General features: G+C 39.7%; 18 protein-coding genes. 2 read left to right on the forward strand and 16 right to left on the reverse strand.

From position 1 onward, the window contains the following. The 16 genes from BLR54_RS12030 to asnS form a co-directional block, all read right to left on the reverse strand. On the reverse strand, positions 1-1,326 hold the full coding sequence (locus tag BLR54_RS12030) for a sensor histidine kinase (protein WP_090421422.1): 1,326 nt from the start codon (positions 1,324-1,326) through the stop codon (positions 1-3). Then, the gene (locus tag BLR54_RS12035; protein WP_090421424.1) at positions 1,323-1,991 is read right to left on the reverse strand and encodes a response regulator transcription factor; all 669 of its coding nucleotides are present in this window, start codon (positions 1,989-1,991) and stop codon (positions 1,323-1,325) included. The genes BLR54_RS12030 and BLR54_RS12035 overlap by 4 nt, the downstream gene beginning before the upstream one ends. Positions 1,992-2,000: 9 nt before the next feature. Then, entirely contained in the window at positions 2,001-3,797 is a 1,797-nt protein-coding gene (locus BLR54_RS12040; protein ID WP_090421426.1) for a Na/Pi cotransporter family protein, read from the reverse strand. A gap of 117 nt (positions 3,798-3,914) precedes the next feature. Further along, positions 3,915-4,577 (reverse strand): HD domain-containing protein, encoded by a 663-nt coding sequence (locus BLR54_RS12045; protein WP_035790314.1) that lies wholly within the window; start codon positions 4,575-4,577, stop codon positions 3,915-3,917. Next, entirely contained in the window at positions 4,561-5,214 is a 654-nt protein-coding gene (gene phoU, locus BLR54_RS12050; protein ID WP_027114864.1) for a phosphate signaling complex protein PhoU, read from the reverse strand. Before phoU ends, BLR54_RS12045 begins: the two co-directional genes overlap by 17 nt. Positions 5,215-5,257: 43 nt before the next feature. Beyond that, a complete protein-coding gene (gene pstB / locus BLR54_RS12055) occupies positions 5,258-6,016 on the reverse strand; it encodes a phosphate ABC transporter ATP-binding protein PstB (RefSeq protein ID WP_090421428.1) in 759 nt (252 codons plus the stop codon). 2 nt (positions 6,017-6,018) lie between these two features. Then, on the reverse strand, positions 6,019-6,885 hold the full coding sequence (pstA, locus tag BLR54_RS12060) for a phosphate ABC transporter permease PstA (protein WP_090421430.1): 867 nt from the start codon (positions 6,883-6,885) through the stop codon (positions 6,019-6,021). Beyond that, a complete protein-coding gene (gene pstC, locus BLR54_RS12065) occupies positions 6,872-7,774 on the reverse strand; it encodes a phosphate ABC transporter permease subunit PstC (protein ID WP_090421432.1) in 903 nt (300 codons plus the stop codon). Before pstC ends, pstA begins: the two co-directional genes overlap by 14 nt. Positions 7,775-7,783: 9 nt before the next feature. After that, complete coding sequence (locus BLR54_RS12070; RefSeq protein ID WP_176761942.1) at positions 7,784-8,650, reverse strand: phosphate ABC transporter substrate-binding protein; 867 nt, start codon at positions 8,648-8,650, stop codon at positions 7,784-7,786. A 126-nt stretch (positions 8,651-8,776) separates the two neighbouring features. Then, positions 8,777-9,013 (reverse strand): hypothetical protein, encoded by a 237-nt coding sequence (locus BLR54_RS12075; RefSeq protein WP_090421436.1) that lies wholly within the window; start codon positions 9,011-9,013, stop codon positions 8,777-8,779. Positions 9,014-9,129: 116 nt separating this feature from the next. After that, positions 9,130-10,800, reverse strand: a complete 1,671-nt coding sequence (rlmD, locus tag BLR54_RS12080) for a 23S rRNA (uracil(1939)-C(5))-methyltransferase RlmD (RefSeq protein ID WP_090421438.1) — start codon at positions 10,798-10,800, stop codon at positions 9,130-9,132. Between the two features lies 1 nt (position 10,801). Further along, a complete protein-coding gene (locus tag BLR54_RS12085) occupies positions 10,802-13,144 on the reverse strand; it encodes an ATP-dependent helicase (RefSeq protein ID WP_090421441.1) in 2,343 nt (780 codons plus the stop codon). An 83-nt stretch (positions 13,145-13,227) separates the two neighbouring features. After that, positions 13,228-13,836, reverse strand: a complete 609-nt coding sequence (locus BLR54_RS12090) for a DUF1836 domain-containing protein (protein ID WP_090421444.1) — start codon at positions 13,834-13,836, stop codon at positions 13,228-13,230. A 68-nt stretch (positions 13,837-13,904) separates the two neighbouring features. Next, positions 13,905-14,192 (reverse strand): YerC/YecD family TrpR-related protein, encoded by a 288-nt coding sequence (locus BLR54_RS12095; RefSeq protein WP_090421446.1) that lies wholly within the window; start codon positions 14,190-14,192, stop codon positions 13,905-13,907. 269 nt (positions 14,193-14,461) lie between these two features. After that, the gene (gene asnA / locus BLR54_RS12100; protein WP_090421448.1) at positions 14,462-15,472 is read right to left on the reverse strand and encodes an aspartate--ammonia ligase; all 1,011 of its coding nucleotides are present in this window, start codon (positions 15,470-15,472) and stop codon (positions 14,462-14,464) included. Positions 15,473-15,649: 177 nt separating this feature from the next. Then, entirely contained in the window at positions 15,650-17,050 is a 1,401-nt protein-coding gene (gene asnS, locus BLR54_RS12105) for an asparagine--tRNA ligase (protein ID WP_090421450.1), read from the reverse strand. A gap of 335 nt (positions 17,051-17,385) precedes the next feature. Between asnS and BLR54_RS12110 the strand changes: the two genes are divergently transcribed. Both BLR54_RS12110 and BLR54_RS12115 read left to right on the forward strand, forming a co-directional pair. Then, a complete protein-coding gene (locus BLR54_RS12110) occupies positions 17,386-18,609 on the forward strand; it encodes a DUF4317 domain-containing protein (protein WP_090421452.1) in 1,224 nt (407 codons plus the stop codon). Between the two features lie 229 nt (positions 18,610-18,838). Then, on the forward strand, positions 18,839-20,167 hold the full coding sequence (locus BLR54_RS12115; RefSeq protein ID WP_090421454.1) for a right-handed parallel beta-helix repeat-containing protein: 1,329 nt from the start codon (positions 18,839-18,841) through the stop codon (positions 20,165-20,167). The last annotated feature ends 115 nt before the right edge of the window (positions 20,168-20,282 follow it).

Genomic DNA, 20,282 nt, shown 5'->3' on the forward strand with positions numbered 1-20,282 from the left:
CTAAAACAACACAGATATAGTCGTTCCTACTCCAGGTGCACTATCTAACTCAATTTTGGCATCATGAATCTCAACTATGTGTTTTACAATCGCAAGACCAAGCCCTGTTCCACCTGTAGCTTTTGATCTGCTTTTATCAACACGATAAAATCGTTCAAAAATTCGCTGCTGCTCTGAAGCAGGTATTCCTATTCCATTGTCCTTAACTGTAAGCGCAACCTGACCATCAATTGTTCCCACAGAAATCTTCACCTTGCCATTGGGATTATTGTATCTGATTGCATTCTGCCCCAGATTTTCAACCAACTCTTTGAGCATATCTTTGTTTCCGCAAACAATACTCGTTTTCCCCTCAAGCTCTATTGTCACGTTTCTTTGTTTCGCATTAACTGATAAGACTTCCATACATTCTGAGACAGTCTCATATAAGTCAACCTCGGTAAAATGTAACTCAGAATCTTTTCTATCCAAATCCGAGAGTCTCAAAATATCATTTATCAATGCAAGTAATCTGTCGGCATTCTTTCTGATTTCCTGATAAAAATGCTTCTGCTTCTCAGCGCCTACCATTCCTCCCTCTAACAATTCAGCATAACCAGAAATAGCGGTCAACGGTGTCTTCAGCTCGTGTGAAACATTAGCCGTAAAATCCTGCCTGGCTTTTGCAGCAGATAAAATATCTGTATGCTGGGTGCGAAGCATTTCTGCCAAAGGATCCAATTCCCTGTACGGTGATTCATAATCAGCATTCTCCAAATTTTCCGCCATCATCTCTATTGGTTTTAAAAACTGTTTTGTAAGCAGATGAGAAATCGCTATGCAAATTGAAATGATAAGGAGAATAATTAATAAAATAATTGGTATCGCTGATATGAATACCGCCCAAATGCTCTGTGCATTGGTAGCAACACGAAGAACCGTTCCATTATCTAAACGCAACGCATAATAGAAAGTATCCTCATTCATAGTGTCAGATCTTCTAACTGCTTCCCCTTCACCCCGTTCAAAAGCCGCCTGTATCTCTGGTCTATCAAAATGATTTTGCAATAGCTCCGCTGAGGCATCATTGTCATATAAAACAGTTCCATCTTTATCAATCCAAGTTACACGCAGCTCATCTAAATCAGTAGATAAATCTATCTGATCTACATCAATATCTACTGATTCAAAATAATGGGTATCCTTTAGAAGTTTCGCACTGACAGATAGATCTGATCGCACCTGACCCTCAAAGAGATTGTAATATATAATTGTAATTCCAATAACTGTTGCGATGATTGCTAATATCGCAATTCCAACCAGTCTTATATTTATTCTTATTTTCATTCGATTACATATCCTACATTTCTCACGGTCTTGATTCTACTCCCATAATCCCCTAATTTTTGGCGAAGAGTTTTTACATGCATGTCTATAGTTCTTGATTCCCCCTCGTAATCAGCTCCCCATACCTGCTCCATGATAGTGTCACGGTTCAGTACGATTCCTTTGTTTAATACAAGAAAAGACAAAAACTCATACTCCTTATAGGTTAGCTCAACATGATTTTCACTGATAGTAACCTCATGCTTTTCATTATTTATAACTAGTTCGTCCAGCCTAAGTTCTTTTATATCCTCAGCCTGAGTTCTACGAAGCAGGGCTTTCACCCTTGAGATTAGTTCCATAACCGAAAATGGCTTCTTGATATAATCATCAGCACCATCCTCAATTCCTCTAACTAAATCAAGCTCTGTTGTTTTAGCTGTAACCATAATCACAGGAAGCATCTTTGTCTCAGGATTTTTTCTAAGCTTCTTTACTATTTCATTGCCACTCTCATCCGGAAGCATAATATCCACTAAGCATAAATCCGGAATCACATCATTCATCTTGTCATAAAAATCTTTTGCACATGAAAATCCTAATACCTTATGCCCCGCATTTATGAGGGCCAGCTCTTCGATTTCCCTTATGCTGTCATCATCTTCAATTATATAAATAAGCGCCATTCTTCTCTCCTATTGTGCGTCCTTAGACTGTTCTATCTCTTTCTTACTGATGGGGTACTGCTTAATCAGTTCTTCATACTCCTTGTTGAAGCTCTTTCTGCCTTCACTAGATAAGCTTTCAAAATACTCATGCGTATTATAATCATCGTCTAAAATAGTTATCATTTCAACAGCTATATTTGAACAATGATCAGATACTCGCTCCAGACCGGTTAATACATCATCCAAAATAAATCCCATCTCAATAGTAGACTTTCCCTTCTTCAATCTCTTAATATGATTCTCCTTAATGGTCTTGCATAGTGTATCAATAACTTCTTCAAGAGGTTCAACATGAGTAGCTTGCTCTACATCATTTCTACAAAAGCTATCAACTGTTAGTGCACATATATCATTAACGGCTCCACAAAGAGCTTTCATTTCTCTGAGCTGCCCCTTCTTGAACTCTAAGCCCTTATCTTTTATTTCTTCTGCTGATTTAACAATCTCTAAGGCATGATCTGAAATCCTTTCAAGATCACTGATACTATGCAAAATAATGGACATACTTTGGCTATCTGATTTTGAAATATTCTTACTTGATACTTTAACCAAATATGAGCCAATTGCATCCTCGTACTTATCGACTACAGCTTCAAGTCTTTTAACTTCCTTAACCTTTTGCTTATCATATTCTAATAGGGCTTCCAATGATAAGGTGATAGATTTCTGGCAATACTCTGCCATTTCTCTTACTTTTCCACGGCATAATTCCATTGCAAATGCCGGCCTGTCCAAGAATCTCTCGTCAATAATGATAGAATCCTTTTTAGCCTCCGGCTCTTTTGCTCCATCTGGTATGGTTATTTCAGCCAGCTTTACAAGCTTATCCGCAAATGGGAAAAGAAGTATTGTCGCACCAATATTAAATAAACTATGAATCACAGCTATCCCGGCTGCATTAGCAGCCTTATCTAAAAAAACAAAATCTATAACTGTATTCAAAGAATAGAATACAACCATAAAAATAATTGTTCCTATAAGATTAAAATATAAATGAATCATCGCTGAGCGACGTGCGTTTCTGTTTGCCCCAACAGATGAAATAATTGAGGTTACACAGGTTCCGATATTCTGCCCCATAATGATCGGAAGCGCTACTGCATAATGTACAGCTCCGGTAGAACAAAGTGCCTGCAAAATACCAACAGATGCAGATGAACTTTGAATTACTGCCGTTAGAATTGCACCAACAGCCATTCCAAGTATAGGATTCCTAAAAGCTGTCATCATTCTTGTAAAAGAAGTATTGTCTGCTAGCCCAGACACAGCTCCACTCATTGTTTCCATTCCAAACATGAGAATCGCAAATCCAAGTAAGATTCCACCAACATCCTTTTTCTTAGATTCTTCTTTGTTTGACATAACTAAAATAATACCTATTGCCGCTAATATAGGCGAAAATGATGAAGGCTTTAGCATCTTAAGCCAAATGGTACTTCCCTCGATTCCTGTAAGTGAAAGCATCCAGGATGTAATAGTTGTACCCACATTTGCCCCCATAATAATACCTACAGCCTGATTTAGCTTCATAATGCCTGAATTTACAAATCCAACTACCATGACAGTAGTTGCAGATGATGATTGAATAACTGCCGTAACTCCTGCGCCAAGCAACACCGCAAATATCCTCTTTGAAGTAAGCTTCTCAAGAATTATTTCCAACTTTCCGCCTGCCATCTTTGACAGTTCATTCCCCATCATACTCATTCCATATAGAAACAGGGATAGCCCACCTATCATATTTAGAACATTAAAAATATCCATACAAATTCCTTTCTGGGTATGCTAAAAAAATACGCCAATTATTAGCATACTGAATGAAAGTAAAATGTATGAATGTCCTATGTAAAATCTATGTAAAATTATAAACTTTGCTTACTATTACAATGCTTTATTTCCATTAACCATTAATCTAAACGTTACTCCCAATAGTTCTGAAGCTTTTCTACACATCAGCATTCTACCGAGAAAAATATCAAAATATTCATACATGGTACAGATTTTCTCATCAATTTCGAGATTTAATGAAATTTGCTTTTTATCCTTATCAATAATAAGATCTGTTTTGGTAACAGCATAATTCACTCTATCATGAACATCAAAGTTGGCTTTTGGTTTCTGACGCACCCTGTTTCTTCTAACATCTGTTTTGTCTGCTATAATGAGTGCAGCTGATATTACATCTGTAGCTCCACCTGTTGACTCGTCATGATGGGCGATTGCAGAAACCACTGTAAGTCTCTCCTGCCTATCCATGCCTGTTTCCTTTAATATGTCATTTGCAAGTAATGAACCATACTCTGCATGCCTACTACGATTGATAGCATTCCCAATGTCATGCATAAATGCAGCCACCTTAACAAGTTCAATCTGTTTCTTACTGTATCCAAGAATCTCAAGAATATTGGTGGCACGCTCGGCTACCAAAGCTGCATGTACTTCTGAATGGTCTGTATACCCCAATATTCCAAGGTTTTCATTTCCCTTCGCTATTAATGCCAGTACCTCTTCATTCTCTTTAATATCTTTATACTTCATCTTCATTCTCCTTCTGCTTTAGTGAATAAATTACCCACTCTGCTATATTTGTTGCATGATCCCCTATTCGTTCAAAGTACTTTGCTATCATCAAAATATCGGCTGCCTCCTCACCTTCTTCAGGATTATTTAAGATAAGTTGGATAACATCCTTTTTTGCCTTTACAAACAGCTCATCAACAATATCATCATGTTCAATAACTTCCCTAGCTTTTACAACATCCTTTTCTACATAAGCTTCAATACTATGATTGAGCATTATCATTGTCTCGCTTGCCATCTCTGAAATATGATTAAACTTATCTATTTGACTATTCTGCCCCATAAGTATAGTCATTTCCGAAATATCTGCCGCATGATCACCTATTCGCTCCATGTCAGTAACCATTTTCATTGCTGCTGTCACTGTTCGAAGATCTCTTGCAACTGGCTGCTGTTGTATCAAAAGATTAAAGCATATACTTTCGATTACTTTCTGGAGATGATCAATTTCTGCGTCACCATCCATAATCAGCTTTGCCTGATCAATATCTCGGGCTACCAACGCTTCTATAGCCTTCTGAATCGAGGATATTATATTGTTTCCCATCTCAATCATCTTATGATTAAGTTCTAAAAGCTGTTCATCAAATTTACTTCTCATTCGAATATTCCCTTCTATAATTCTTACTAATTCACTAAGCATATTAGCCAAACCTTCCGGTGATATAATCCTCAGTTCTTTTATCATTTGGGTAAGAGAAAATCTGCTTGGTTGTACCAAATTCCACCATCTCACCTACAAGGAAAAATGCAGTATAGTCCGATACTCTCACGGCCTGCTGCATATTATGTGTGACCACAGCTACTGTATAGTTCTTTTTTAATTCCTCCATAAGGTCTTCAATCTTTGTGGTAGAGATAGGATCAAGAGCCGATGTAGGTTCATCCATCAGCAGAATCTCAGGTTCTACGGCCAGAGCTCTGGCTATACATATTCTTTGCTGCTGTCCCCCGGAAAGTGATAAAGCGGATTTCTTTAATCTGTCTTTCACCTCTTCCCAAATCGCAGCTCCTCTCAAGCTATCTTCTACAATTTTATCAAGCTTTTTCTTGTCCTTAATGCCATGGACCCTTGGACCATAAGCCACATTATCATATATACTCATTGGAAATGGATTTGGCTGCTGAAATACCATGCCTACTTTTTTTCTAAGTAGCGTAGTGTCTATATCTCTACCATAAATATCCTCTCCATCGATTTTTACCGTCCCGTCAATTCTTACTCCCTCAACTAAATCATTCATCCTGTTTAGAGTTTTCAAAAAGGTAGATTTACCGCAACCTGATGGCCCAATAAATGCCGTAATAGCCTTCTCCTTTATTTCCATGCTTACATTTTTTAATGCATGATTTTTTCCATAATATAAATTCAAATCATTAACACTGATTTTTGTTTCTCCCATTACTATTCCTTTCTTGTCACATCAAATCGTTTTGTTAATGCTTTTGTTGCAAGGTTTATAGCCAATACGATAATCAAAAGCACTACAGCTATTCCAAATGCTGTTTCGAAATCACCTTCACTTGTGGCAGATAGATACATCTGAATAGTAAGGGTTCCTCCAGACTGAAATGGTTTAGCTAAAAGTCCGCTAATCCCTTTGGGTAATAACTTGGCACTTCCAGCTGTAAATAAAAGTGCTGCTGATTCTCCCACAATTCTTCCTATGGCAAGTATTGCTCCTGTGATTATTCCTGGCATAGCACTTGGAAGAAGTATTGTTCGTATCATGTGCCATTTGCCACTTCCAAGTCCGATTGCACCATTCCGATACGAACTTGGTACAGTTTTTAATGCTTCCTGAGTATTTCGTGTTATCAAAGGAAGAACCATGAGAATCAATGTTAAAGATCCTGTCAAAAGTGAATAACCTAATCCGAGCTTTTCTCCAAAAAACATCATTCCAAATAGGCCGAAGATAATGGATGGTATACCGGTCAAGGTTTCTGTTGCATATTCTATTGCTGTTACAACTCTCCCAGACCTTGCATATTCATTAAGATATATTGCACTACCTACACCGATTGGAGTTGCAATTATCATGGTGATAAGAATAATCAGTAATGTATTTACAATATTACCTGCAATCCCCACAGTTCCTTTCAATACGCTTGTTACTGAAGTAAGAAATGTTATGTTAACCGCAGAAATCCCTCTTATTAACACATATCCAATAATTCCAAGTAACAAAAGTACTGAAAATGTCGAGCAGATATTTATTAAAAAACGCAGGATACAATCGATAAACTTTCTTCTACTAATCGACATCATCAATCCCCGCTTTCCTTGCTCTTAGCAATGCATAGTTCACAATCATGATAAAAATATATAAGACTAATCCCACTGTGAATAATACTTGTCTATGCGTACCTTGGGCATAACCCATTTCACTTACAATTTGAGTGGTAAGAGTACGTACAGAATTAAATGGTAACGGAATATTAACTGCTCCCCCTGCAACCATATTTATAGCCATTGCCTCACCAAGTGCCCTACCTGTACCTAACACTACACCTGTAAGTATTCCTGATTTCGCCGCTGGAATAACTGCTTTGAATATTGTCTGTTCTTTTGTTGCACCAAGTGCTAACGACGCTGCTCTAAGAGTGTCAGATACAGCTTTTAACGACGATGTGCTTACGCTTATTACCGTTGGCAAAATCATGATTGTCAGTACAATAATTGCAGAAAGCATGTTTGCTCCTCCAGTAAACTGATGAGAACTATCGTCTTCAAATATTATTTGCTCAAATCCAAACATAATCGGATTAAGTACCATCATTCCAATTAATCCATATATTACTGATGGAATGGCAGCCAATAATTCTATTGCAGTTCGTACAATGTTTCCTGTTGTTTTTCCTGCCATTTCTGATATATATACAGCAGCTAACAATCCTATCGGAACTCCAAGAAAAAGTGCAGTGGTAGTTCCTACTACCGAAGCCAAAATAATAAATCCAATACCATAAGATGGTTCACTTGCAGTTGGCTTCCATATGGTTTTAAAAAGTAAATCAAAAACCCCGACTTCCTTTAAAGCCGGGGCACCTTTCATGAACATATAGATAGTAATAGCACAAACTGCAAATATAGCCACTACTGCACAAAGCTCGAATAATGTTTTGGCAGTTTTTTCTATAAATGCTTTTCTCTTCATGTATACCCCTTATTGTGGAATAATAAGTCCAACTTGTTTGATAACTTCCTTACCATCATCAGAATTGATATAGTTAAACCAAGCCTGAACCAATTCATTCTGCCCTGACATTTCGCCCTTTGTAGCCATTACAAACGGTCTCTGAAGCATGTAATTTCCTGCTAGGATTTCTTCTTCTGTTGGCTCCACTCCATCAATCTTTAATCCTGACACGGTGTCATCAACCACATCAAGCGAAACGTAACCGATTGCTCCTGGTGTAGTTGCTACTTTTGCAAGAACTGCTCCTGTTGAATCCAACTCCTGTGCATACACGCAACCATCCTTTACTTCAAGTAACTCTTCAAATGCATCTCTTGTGCCTGAACCTGCCTCTCTACCAATTACAATGATTGGCTGCTCCTTAGCACCAAGCTCAGCCCAATCTGTAATTTCGCCCGAATAGATTTTAGCAAGATCCTTTGATGTCACATCCTTGATACTACAAGATTTATTAGTAATCACTGCAATACCGTCAATTGCCACAATATTTTCTACTGCACCACTTGCCTTTTCCTCATCCTTCAGGCCTCTGGAAGCATTTCCGATATCTACAGAACCGGCTGCAAGAGATTCCAAACCTGCACCTGAGCCAGTATATTCAACGGTAACTGTCACTCCTGGGTTTCTCTCCATGAAACTCTCAGCCATAGCCTCGCAAAGTTTTTCCATAGAAGTTGAGCCTGCAAGTTTAATAGTTCCATTTAATTCTACAGATTCCACATTTTTTCCCTGCTCTGCAGCATCAGCACTTTGGGGACTCTCGCTTCCACATCCTACTAGCCCAAATGTCATTATGCTTACTGCTGCCATAATAGCAATTATTCTTCTCTTCATAATATTTTTCATTCCTTTCTAAACTTACATAATTTGGCGCCGTATTTTTTACAATGACAATAATATTCGCCTAATGTAAAATCCATAACCATCTTTATGTAAAAGTTCAGTAAAAGTCTTGAAAAATCATATGAACTCATGATTGTATAGATAGATTACCCCGCCAAACAGTCCCATGAACACCGCAGGGTACCCTATAAAGCAAAATAGCCAAGTTATTTCAGGTAATATCAATCTTCCAATCAATCCCCATATCAAACCGCCAGTTAATCCATATAGTATTGTTGTAAGCCAAATAAACATTGTGATTTTATGATTCTTCTTGACCTTCAAGTCATTTACAAAACTCCATATTTTAGACATGCTCTGCACCTCCTAGCGCAATGCTAGCAGATACATGTAAAATCTATTATCAACATTGGTAAAAAGTACGTAAAAAAACTCGTGACCACCAAATACCGATAGTCACGAGTTTTTATTTATATCATCTGAAAATGTTTTAAAGCTTCTTCAATTGCTTTAACCTTTTCTTCCGGACATCCAGGCTGTCTGCTATTCTCAGATTTCGGCTTATTGTAATTCTCTCTTTCTATAATTCCATGTTTCTGCTTCACCTGTGCAATATTCAGGTTTGTTACATGAAATCCGTAGTGCTCCTGCACCCATTCCTCAATCTCTTTGTATGTTGCCTTAGCTTCCGCACTTGTAAGATCAAGCTCGTCCATATCAACCTTAACGTTAATATGATGCTTCGCTTCGTGAAGTTTGGACAATAAACATACCGTCTCGCAATGATAAGTTCCAGGGAACATATCGACGCAGGCAAGGCGTGTAACCTTGTAGCCGCGGGCGAGAAATACCTCAAGGTCACGAGCAAGGCTGGTTGGCTTACATGAAATGTAGACAAGGGAGTCTACACCGTAGTCAATAATCTTCTCAAGAGCCTTTGGATGAATACCATCCCTAGGTGGATCCAAAATAATGTAGTCTGGCTTTTCAGTAATATCATCCAAAACTTTGAGTACATCTCCTGCAATGAAATCGCAGTTATCAAGGCCATTGAGCTTGGCGTTTTCCTTGGCAGCCTCTACTGCCTCAGCGATAATTTCAACACCTGTTACATGCTTTGCTGCTGGTGCGATAACCTGAGCAATAGTACCTGTACCTGAATAAAGATCATAAACTTCTGCACCATCTGCACCTGAAGCTATGAAATCACGAGCAGTGCTGTAGAGCACTTCTGCTCCAAGGGAGTTGGTCTGGAAGAAAGAAAATGGGCTAATAGTAAAGGACAAACCAAGAAGCTCTTCCTTAAACCAATCCTGGCCATAAAGGATTTCTGTACCTTCATCAGCAACAACATCTGCTTCTCTATCGTTCTTTGTATGAAGGATACCAGTAAGCTTTCCTTCCCAATCTGGACAATTAATCAGCGCCTGTTTCCATCCCTCTAAAAGAGCAATTTCATAGATTGATGAAATCTGTGTACTTGTAACCAAGTCCACAAGAATTTCACCTGTCTTTGCTGCCTTACGGACAAGTAAATGACGAAGATATCCCTCATGAGTATTCTTACGATAATATGGCTGCTTCGCATTTGCGAAGTAATCCAAAGTGATGTTGAGAACACGTCTCATATCAGCATCAATAATCTGGCAGCCATCCACTGTAACAACATCGTAGAAGCTTCCCTTCTTGTGCATTCCAAGAGTAAGCGGGCCATCCTTTACTTCGTCACCAAAAGAAAACTCCATCTTATTTCTATATTCAAACTGCTTAGGACTGGCTTTGATGCCTTCATATGTAGCATTCCAAACATCCTCTCCAATAACTGGAGCCATAAGGTCATGAATCATACCTTCCTTTATCTTTAACTGCTGCTCATATGGCAGAGACTGGTATGTACAACCGCCGCACTTTCCAAAATGAACACAGGCAGGAGTATCCATCTCAAGTGGTGATGGCTCATCCACCGAGAGAAGGTTTCCCTGAGCCTTTTCCTTTGAAGACTTCCTTACACGGACAGACACAGTCTGGCCTGGAAGAACGCCCTTTACGCGAAGGCGGTCACCCTCAGCTGTCTCGACTATACCTTTGTTTGGGAAGTTTACCTTTACTACTTTGCCTTGTACTATTTCTCCACGTTTCATATTACACCTTTTTTAACTTTGCGAAGCTCGCGAACATTTTCTTTACGCCTACACCATCGAACTCAACAGTGACTTCGTAATCGCGACCTTCATCAATAATATCTTTAACTGTTCCTTCTTTGAATTTGATATGACTGACGCGGTCGCCAATGCCATATTCTAACTCACCTTTTTCGATTTTAGTGCCGTTTTTATTGGCTACTGCCGTGGTAGAGCTGCCTACTGTGAAGCTGGCTGGCTTGCTATAGCTAGAACCACCGTTGAAGCTGCTAGTTGGCTTTGATCCAGAGGAGCTACCATAAGTTGTTCCTAAAAATGGCTTTCCAAAACCTGTTGGCTTCTGATAAACAGAATACTCTCCAATAGGAGTGCTTGAATAATCCTCCATTGGCTTTGGTTCCCAGAGATTGCCATGAAGTAAATCCTCTGGAATCTCCTTAACAAAACGAGATATCTTGTGGAAGGCTGTCTCTCCACGAACCATTCGCATGCGAGCGGAAGTCATGGTAAGATGCTCTCTTGCTCTAGTGATACCAACATAGGCAAGACGACGTTCCTCTTCCATTTCCGAATCAGCTCCGCCACCGTCAAAGATTGCGCTCTGACCTGGGAAAAGACCGTCTTCCATACCTGCCATATATACACGTGGGAACTCTAGACCCTTTGCACCATGCAAAGTCATAAGCACCACATAATTGTCGCTTTCCTCGTAGCTATCAATATCAGCAACAAGAGCTACATCCTCTAAGAAACCTGAAAGTGTAGGCTCTTCACCGTCAAGTCTGGCATCCTTTTCATAGGCAACTGCCTTTGTAAGCAACTCGTCGATATTTTCGATACGAGCCTTTGCCTCGTCAGTGCCCTCAGCCTTAAGCTCTGCCACATAATCTGTCTGATCTAAAATCTCTTCCACCAACGCAGAAACCGACTCCTCATCAGCTATCTTACGAAGCTTTTCGATCAAGCCTGTAAAGCCCTGGATTTTTGTAGCAGCTTTTCCAAGGGATGGAATCTCTTCGCAATGAACAAGTGCCTCATAGAAATTCAAACCACGTTCACGAGCAAAATCAGATACCTTTGAGATTGTGGTAGCACCGATTCCTCGCTTTGGAATATTGATAATACGCTGTACAGCGATATCATCACTACCGTTATCAACAGTCTTTAAATATGCAAGAACATCTTTAATTTCCTTACGGCTGTAGAAGTTTACACCACCTACAATCTTGTAAGGGATGCCCTCGTAAATCATTTTTTCTTCTATGAGACGCGACTGTGCATTGGTACGATAAAGCACCGCGCAATCACGATAATCAGCCTCACCCTTGCGAACATAGCTGGCAATATTGCTGGCGATATAGCTGGCCTCTTCATAAGCGCTATCAAACTGCTGGAATTCGATTTTGTCACCAGCCTCAGCCTCTGTCCAAAGAGCCTTTTCCTTACGCCCTTCATTGTTAGCGATGACAGAGTTGGCAGCATCAAGGATATTTCCTGTGCTTCGATAATTCTGCTCCAGCTTTATTACATGAGCATTTGGAAAATGCTGTTCAAAATTCAAAATATTGTAAATGTCCGCACCACGGAACTTGTAAATAGACTGGTCGTCATCACCAACTACGCAAAGATTTTCCCTACCGCTGGAAAGCAAACGCACAAGCTCAAACTGAGCTGCGTTTGTATCCTGATACTCATCCACCATAATGTAATGGAACTTGTTTTGATAGTAGGCCTGAACCTCAGAATCCATCTTCAAAAGCTCTACAGTCTTCATAATCAAATCATCAAAATCAAAAGCATTGTTCTGACGGAGACGAGCCTGGTATTCACGATAAACTGTGGCCTGGCGAGACATATTGAAATCTCCCATGGCTCGATTAGTAAATTCCTCAGGTCCGATAAGCTTGTTCTTAGCATCGGAAATCACGTTTAAGAAGGTGCGCTCCTTAAACTGCTTTGTATCTATCTGAAGATATTTGCAAACCTCTTTCATAAGAGTCTTGCAATCGTCTGTATCGTAAATTGTGAAATTGCTGCCATAGCCAAGGCGCTCTCCAAAACGACGGAGAATGCGAACACAAGAAGCGTGGAAGGTGGCAACCCAAACACCATCTGAGCCAAAGCCAACGATATTATCAATACGCTCTCGCATTTCGCGAGCTGCCTTATTAGTGAAGGTAATGGCCATGATATTGTATGGCATAACCCCCTGTTCAATTAAATAAGCAACACGATGGGTGAGCACTCTAGTCTTTCCAGAGCCGGCTCCAGCCAATATCAAGACTGGGCCGTCTATAGTCTCAACGCCCTCACGTTGCTTGTCATTTAACATACTTAAATCCATAACACTTTTTCCTAACTACCGGATATAATCCGAAAATATGTTCTAATATTGTAACATAGAATGAATATTCTAGCTACCTTAAATTATTTTTCTTTGGTATTCTTTTCTTCTTCACGACGACCAGAAATGTACTGTTCAATCATCATTTTCTTAACAAATACATCGAAGGAAAGAAGACAAATAAAGGTGAAATCCTGAAGGATATCCTTGCTTTCCTCATCCTGATTAGCAAAAGCCTCACGGCTCTCATTGTATTTTTTAATAATGTCCTTGGTGACCTCTTTTGCAACCCTTCTTTCGTAGCCAACCATATCACAATAGATGTCGAATATATCTAGACTCTCATTATCTCCATAGTACTTTTCATTGATTGGATCAAGGATACTTTTGATATCCTTAAGGCCGAGGAAATTCTTGAAATAATATATGAAGATAAGATTCAACATATGGTCTCTAGAGTATTTCTTTTTCTCCGGAGGAGGCATAAGCTGATTCTTAGTGTAGTTGTTAATCATGGTTTTGGTCATAGCTTTATCTTCTGTGGCTTCACGAACTGTACCTAGCTCCTGATCCAAAAAGGTTAGAACCTGATCCATATATAAATCTATATTTGGAATGTCCTCTGGATGGACATAATCTATTTCTGCAAGTTGATGAAGTATTGAATTTAATCTTTTTCTTGAGTTGTCCATATCTTCCTCCAAAAAAAATATGAGATGCGGTTTTATGAACCACATCCCATATTTTAACATGTCTGATATTACTTTCCAATACGCTTGAGAACCAAATCGTAGCCATCGTTGCCATAATTAAGTGCACGATTCACACGGCTGATTGTAGCTGAACTTGCCCCTGTCTCGTCAGCGATATCCTGATATGTACGCTCCTCGCGAAGCATTTTAGCAACTTCAAAACGCTGCTTCATAGCTACCATTTCATTTACTGTACAAAGATCCTCAAAAAATTCGTATGCCTCCTCCACGGTTTCGAGGCTAAGTATGGCTCTAAGGAGCTCATCCATTTCTGCTGTTTCTAGTTTCTTATTCATTATCTAAATACTCCTACTAAAAATCAAAATCCCCACCCTATTGTGCTGAACTGGACGCAGTAATACTTTGCTCTGCATAGCTTTAGTTTAGCACAGTAAAGTTTTAAAGTAAAGAACCACAATAAAAAATATTGCTGCTATTTCTAGAAGCAATATTTACACAAGAAAATCGGCCCCCTAATTGAGAGCCGATGATTATTTTACGATAAAAATATGTAAATGTAAAGGATTTTGTTTGCCACAGAAAGACACTACGCCTCATCTGTCTTTTAAAGGATAACAACACCCTTTTCGCTAGCATACTGAACATCTGCTTCTGGCCAGAAAGAACACTGTACTTCACCGATGTGGCACTTGCGAAGGAAGAACATACAAATACGGCTCTGTCCAATACCACCACCGATTGTATATGGAAGCTGCTTGTTAAGGATTGCCTTCTGGAATGGAAGCTCTGCTCTATCCTCACAGCCAGCCTTCTTAAGCTGAGATGCAAGGCTATCCTCATCAACACGAATACCCATTGAAGAAAGCTCAAGTGAAATATCATCAACAGGATAGTAAACAATGATATCACCGTTTAACTGCCAGTCATCGTAGTCAGGAGCACGACCATCATGCTTCTCACCTGACTTAAGCAAATCTCCAATCTTCATAAGGAAGATTGCACCGTATTCCTTTGCTGCCTCATACTCACGCTGAGAGTGGTCAAGGTCTGGCCATCTATCCTCAAGCTCCTGAGTAGTGATAAAGTGAATCTCCTCTGGAAGGATGCACTGTACATAATCGTACGAATTTGCAATATATTTTTCTGTAACACGAAGAGCTGCATAAACGCTCTTTACATATTTCTTAAGAGTCTCTTCGTTACGAGCAGACTTTTCAATGATACATTCCCAGTCCCACTGATCAACATAGATTGAGTGGATATTATCTGTGTCTTCATCACGACGAATAGCGTTCATATCCGTGTAAAGACCTTCACCTACATTGAAGCCATAACGTCCAAGTGCCATTCTCTTCCACTTTGCAAGAGAATGAACAACCTCCACCTCTTTATCGCCCTGTTCCTTTACACCGAAAGCAACTGGACGCTCAACACCATTTAAGTTGTCGTTCAAACCTGACTCAGGCTCTACAAATAAAGGTGCAGTAACACGATGCAAATTAAGCTCTGCAGTAAGCTGTGCCTGGAAGAAGTCCTTCACCTTCTTAATTGCAATCTGTGTCTCTTTTAAATTCAGCGCCGAAGCGTAACCCTCTGGGATGTATATTTTGCTCATAACTTGTTGTCCTCCTAATATGGCGACCCTCTATTTTCCCATGCTCCCGCAAGTCAACTCCCATTGGGAACAACAGAAACTCCCCGCCGGTGTGGGTCCCCTCTGTTGTCCCCATGGGGCCCCCTTGCTCGCGCCTGCCAAGGTTATGTAGTCGCCCTGTTTGCAAATAACTACGAATTATAGATCACAATTTCCTACTGTACGTGGGAATGGGATTACATCACGGATGTTGCCCATGCCTGTTAAGTACATTACGCAACGCTCGAAGCCGAGTCCGAAGCCTGCGTGACGTGATGAACCGTATTTACGAAGGTCAAGGTAGAACTGGTAATCCTCTTCCTTAAGACCACATTCCTGCATTCTCTTAACGAGTACATCGTAGTCGTCCTCACGCTGTGAACCACCGATGATTTCGCCGATACCAGGAACAAGACAGTCCATAGCTGCAACAGTCTTTCCATCCTCGTTAAGCTTCATATAGAAAGCCTTGATTTCCTTTGGATAATCTGTAACAAATACAGGCTTTCCAAAAATCTTTTCTGTAAGATATCTCTCGTGCTCTGTCTGAAGATCACAGCCCCAAGATACCTTGTAATCAAATTCGTCGTTGTGCTTCTCAAGCTCTGCTACAGCATCTGTGTATGTGATGCGACCGAAGTCTGAAGTAGCAACGTTATGAAGTCTATCAAGAAGTCCCTTGTCGATGAAGTTGTTGAAGAACTCCATCTCCTCTGGAGCATGCTCAAGAACATAATTAATAATGAACTTAATCATATCCTCAGCAAGTTGCATATCATCCTCAAGGTCAGCAAAAGAAATCTCTGGCTCAATCATCCAGAACTCTGCTGCATGACGAGTTGTGTTTGAGTTCTCAGCTCTAAATGTAGGTCCAAAGGTGTAGATGTTCTTGAATGCCTGAGCATATGTCTCACCATTTAACTGACCTGACACTGTAAGATTTGTAGCATGTCCGAAGAAATCCTGTGAGAAATCAACCTTGCCATCCTCTGTCTTAGGAATGTTGTTAAGGTCCATTGTTGTAACCTGGAACATCTCGCCAGCACCCTCACAGTCAGAACCTGTGATAAGTGGAGTGTGAACATATACGAAATCACGCTCCTGGAAGAACTTGTGAATAGCATATGCGCAAAGAGAACGCACTCTGAATACTGCCTGGAATGTGTTTGTACGTGGACGAAGATGTGTCTGTGTACGAAGGTATTCCATTGTATGTCTCTTTGGCTGAATAGGATAATCAGGTGTTGACTTACCCTCTACGTCAATCTTTGTAGCCTGAATTTCGAATGGCTGCTTAGCCTCTGGTGTAAGTACAACAGTACCTGTAACATAAACTGCTGCACCAACATTAAGGTGTCTAACCTCATCAAAGTTGTCAATCTTGTCCTGGTTGAAAACAACCTGTGCAGGATTGAAGAATGTACCATCAGCAAGTACTAAAAATCCAAATGTCTTTGAATCACGCATGTTACGAACCCAGCCGGATACTGTAACTTCTTTGTCAGCGTAATCTGCAAAGTTTCTTGAAAGTGTTCTAACGTCTGTAGTTTTAACGCTCATTGTTCTAACTCCTTATTATAAATTGGCTTAAAAATAGCCCCATCAAACTTGCGCTTGATGAGGCTTAAAATTCTTACATATTTGAACAATCTTCAAATCTCATCAACACAATAAAATTAAATCCCCTGATTATTATTCACGGAATTATTATTGTTATTATTGAGATTATTAAGCATAGATGTAAATGCCATGATTGTTCCCCTTCTTTATTTGAGTAAAGTATAGTTATTTAGATTTTCAATGTCAAGTGCAAGCTACATTTATTTTCCCCTTGCTATAGATTTTTTTCATACTTATAATAGGTATCACGACATAAATTATTAGGAGATATATTTATGAATAAAAAAGAAATAAACGAAATAAAGCGCCGTTTTAAGAAGGATTCTTGTAACTTCGACAAGATGGTAGGCTGCTATGTAGACGCCAATAAAGAGATGGTGCTCACCTTCAAAGAAACCTTCCTTAATCTTGAGGATGAAGAGTTTCACAAATATCTGGAGATTGCAAACAAGGCTCTTTCAGGAACTGTTGGTAACAACTTGTTAGAGCTTCCATTTGATCCAGAAAGAGAAATCGAAGGAAGCGGTCACGACCTTCTTATGAAGCTTCGTGAGACACGTCTTCAGGATGAAAAGCTTCTTATAGAGTATTACAACAGAATTATCGAGTCATACGACTTCGTTGGAAACTATCTGATTCTTCTCTATCACGATACTTATGATATCCCAGTAAAGACCACTGACGATTTGAAGCTTGATGAATCTGAGGAAGTATACGACTACATCATCTGCGCTATCTGTCCAGTTGCTCTTTCAAAGCCAGGACTCGGTTATCGTGAAGCAGAAAATCGCATTGGCGCTAGAGACCGTGACTGGGTAGTTGGGCCTGTAGATACAGCCTTCACCTTCCCCTGCTTCTCAGAGCGTACTACAGATTTACACGCTTGCCTTGCTTACACAAAGAACACAAAGGAGCCTCATGTAGAATTTTGGGAGAATTGTATTGAGTGTGGTTCAAAGAAAACTACAACTCAGAAGAAGAACGCCTTCAACAACATTCTTGACCAGGCTCTCGGAGAAGAAACTGACGAGACCATCGAGACAAAGCTTGATATCCAGCAGAATCTTTCAGACTTCATCACTGTTGAAAAGGAGCGCTTAGGCGAGGAGGAAACAATCGTTTTAGAGCCTCAGGATGTTGCAAACATTCTTACAGACTCAGGCCTTTCTGATATAAAGGTAGAAAAGATTCAGGCAAAGTTTGAAAACTACTTTGAGGAGCAGCTTCCTCTTGCAGAAGAAATCCTAGATGAGAAGGCCCTTAAGAACAATGAGCTTCGTGTAGAAAAGAATGTGCTAAAGGAGCGAGTTGTAGATCTTACAAAACAGCTTAAGGAAGTCAACGGTGTTACCGAGGACGGAAAGCAGGCAGACATTGTTGTAAAGGTTTCTGATACAAAGGCTGCTGATGTTACCACAGCTTTTGTTGATGGAAAGAAATGTGTATGTGTTCCTATTGAGCCAGATGAAATTTTTATGCTTAATGGTGAACAAATTTAAATCTTTTTTAACTAATAAAACCCAGTAAAATCAAGGAGTGAGATTAATTCTCACTCCTTTTTATTTTCTCCTTAAAGAAACAAATGTAATTTATTTGTAACTTTTACTTCATTTTTGTGAAAATATGTGTTAAAGTATTATCTGTAATTACCTGATCAGAAAATTACATGTCCGGTTCTTGTGTTTAATCACAGGAATCTATGTATTGGGACACGCGAAAGGAAATGTTATGAAAGACTTTACTAGAATGTTGGCCCCTGGTGTACTTGCTGCATCGTTGGCCGTTACTTGCACACCCGCATTTTCTAATATATATGCCGCCTCTAGTTCTATTAGAGTAGGCTCAGATGCCCCAACTATTTCGGACGCACTTGATATGGCAGACAGCGGAGATACCATCATCATTCCAGCAGGAACCTACGCTGAACAGATTTCTGTTGAAACTGACGGTATCACAATTCTTGCGGAGGATGGAGCGGTCCTAGACGGCTCCAGACTTAAGCCATCGTCAGGTGACAGTTCTATGGTCTATATCCAAGCCTCAGGCGTCACCGTGGACAATCTTGAAATCAAGGGATTAAAGCTAAAAAAACCTTCTTCTTCAATTACTCCTATTGGTATAGAAGTAGATGCTGGCTCACGCGACATCAGCATCACTAATTGCAAGATACACGACATGGGATGCTTGTACACTAAAGATTCTACAGAATACAACGCACACGGAATTTTGGTAGCAGCGGATGTAGACGAACCAATTGAGAATATCTCTATTAAAAAGTGCGAGCTTTACAAGCTAAACCTAGGAAATAGCGAAGCTCTTGCTTTAAATGGAAATGTGTCAAACTTTGCTATCTCAGAGAATTATATTCATGACTGTGATAACATCGGCATTGACGCAATCGGATTTGAGAATGACTCTTCCAACGATTTGGATAGAGCACGAAATGGCAAAATTTTCAAAAATGTTGTAGATAGCATTTCTTCCGACCCAGCTGTAAATGTTACCTACGACAGCAAGTGTGCCGGTGGCATATATGTGGATGGCGGCAAAAACATCCAGATATATGATAACTATGTTACAAACTGCGATATCGGTATTGAAATCGCCAGTGAGCACAAAGACACAGTTACCACTGGAATTAAAGTCAATAATAACACACTTGTTAATAATAACGGCTGGGCTGGAATCAGCTTTGGCGGTTATGATGTGGATGATACCGGCTGTGCTAAAAATTGCACCTTCACTAATAACACAGTCTACAATACTGATGGCACTGCCTTTGTAATCCAATATGCATGTGATTCTTCCAATATCATCACATCCAATCTGTTTATTGCTCAGAATGCAGCTGAGCTATACACAGAATGTTTTGGAGACAACAGTGCAGGCAATACAGTAACTGGTAATACATCCAATTCAAGAATCACTTCAGACTCAGAAAACAATGTTGTGAAAATCACCGGCGTTTCTATCGACGATGAAGACCGTACCATTGCTATCGGAGCTGATGATGAACTTTTCGACTGTGGTTCATCAAGAACCGTAGTTAATAATTAACCTCCCCTTCTTAATATAATATATTGAATAATGAATAACAAAAGAGCCTCTAGCTTCGACACTAGAGGCTCATCTTTTTGCTTTCTTCATTTTTTGTAGTCAGGACCAACTAGTC

This window comes from Pseudobutyrivibrio sp. YE44, assembly GCF_900104335.1.
GTDB lineage: Bacteria > Bacillota > Clostridia > Lachnospirales > Lachnospiraceae > Pseudobutyrivibrio.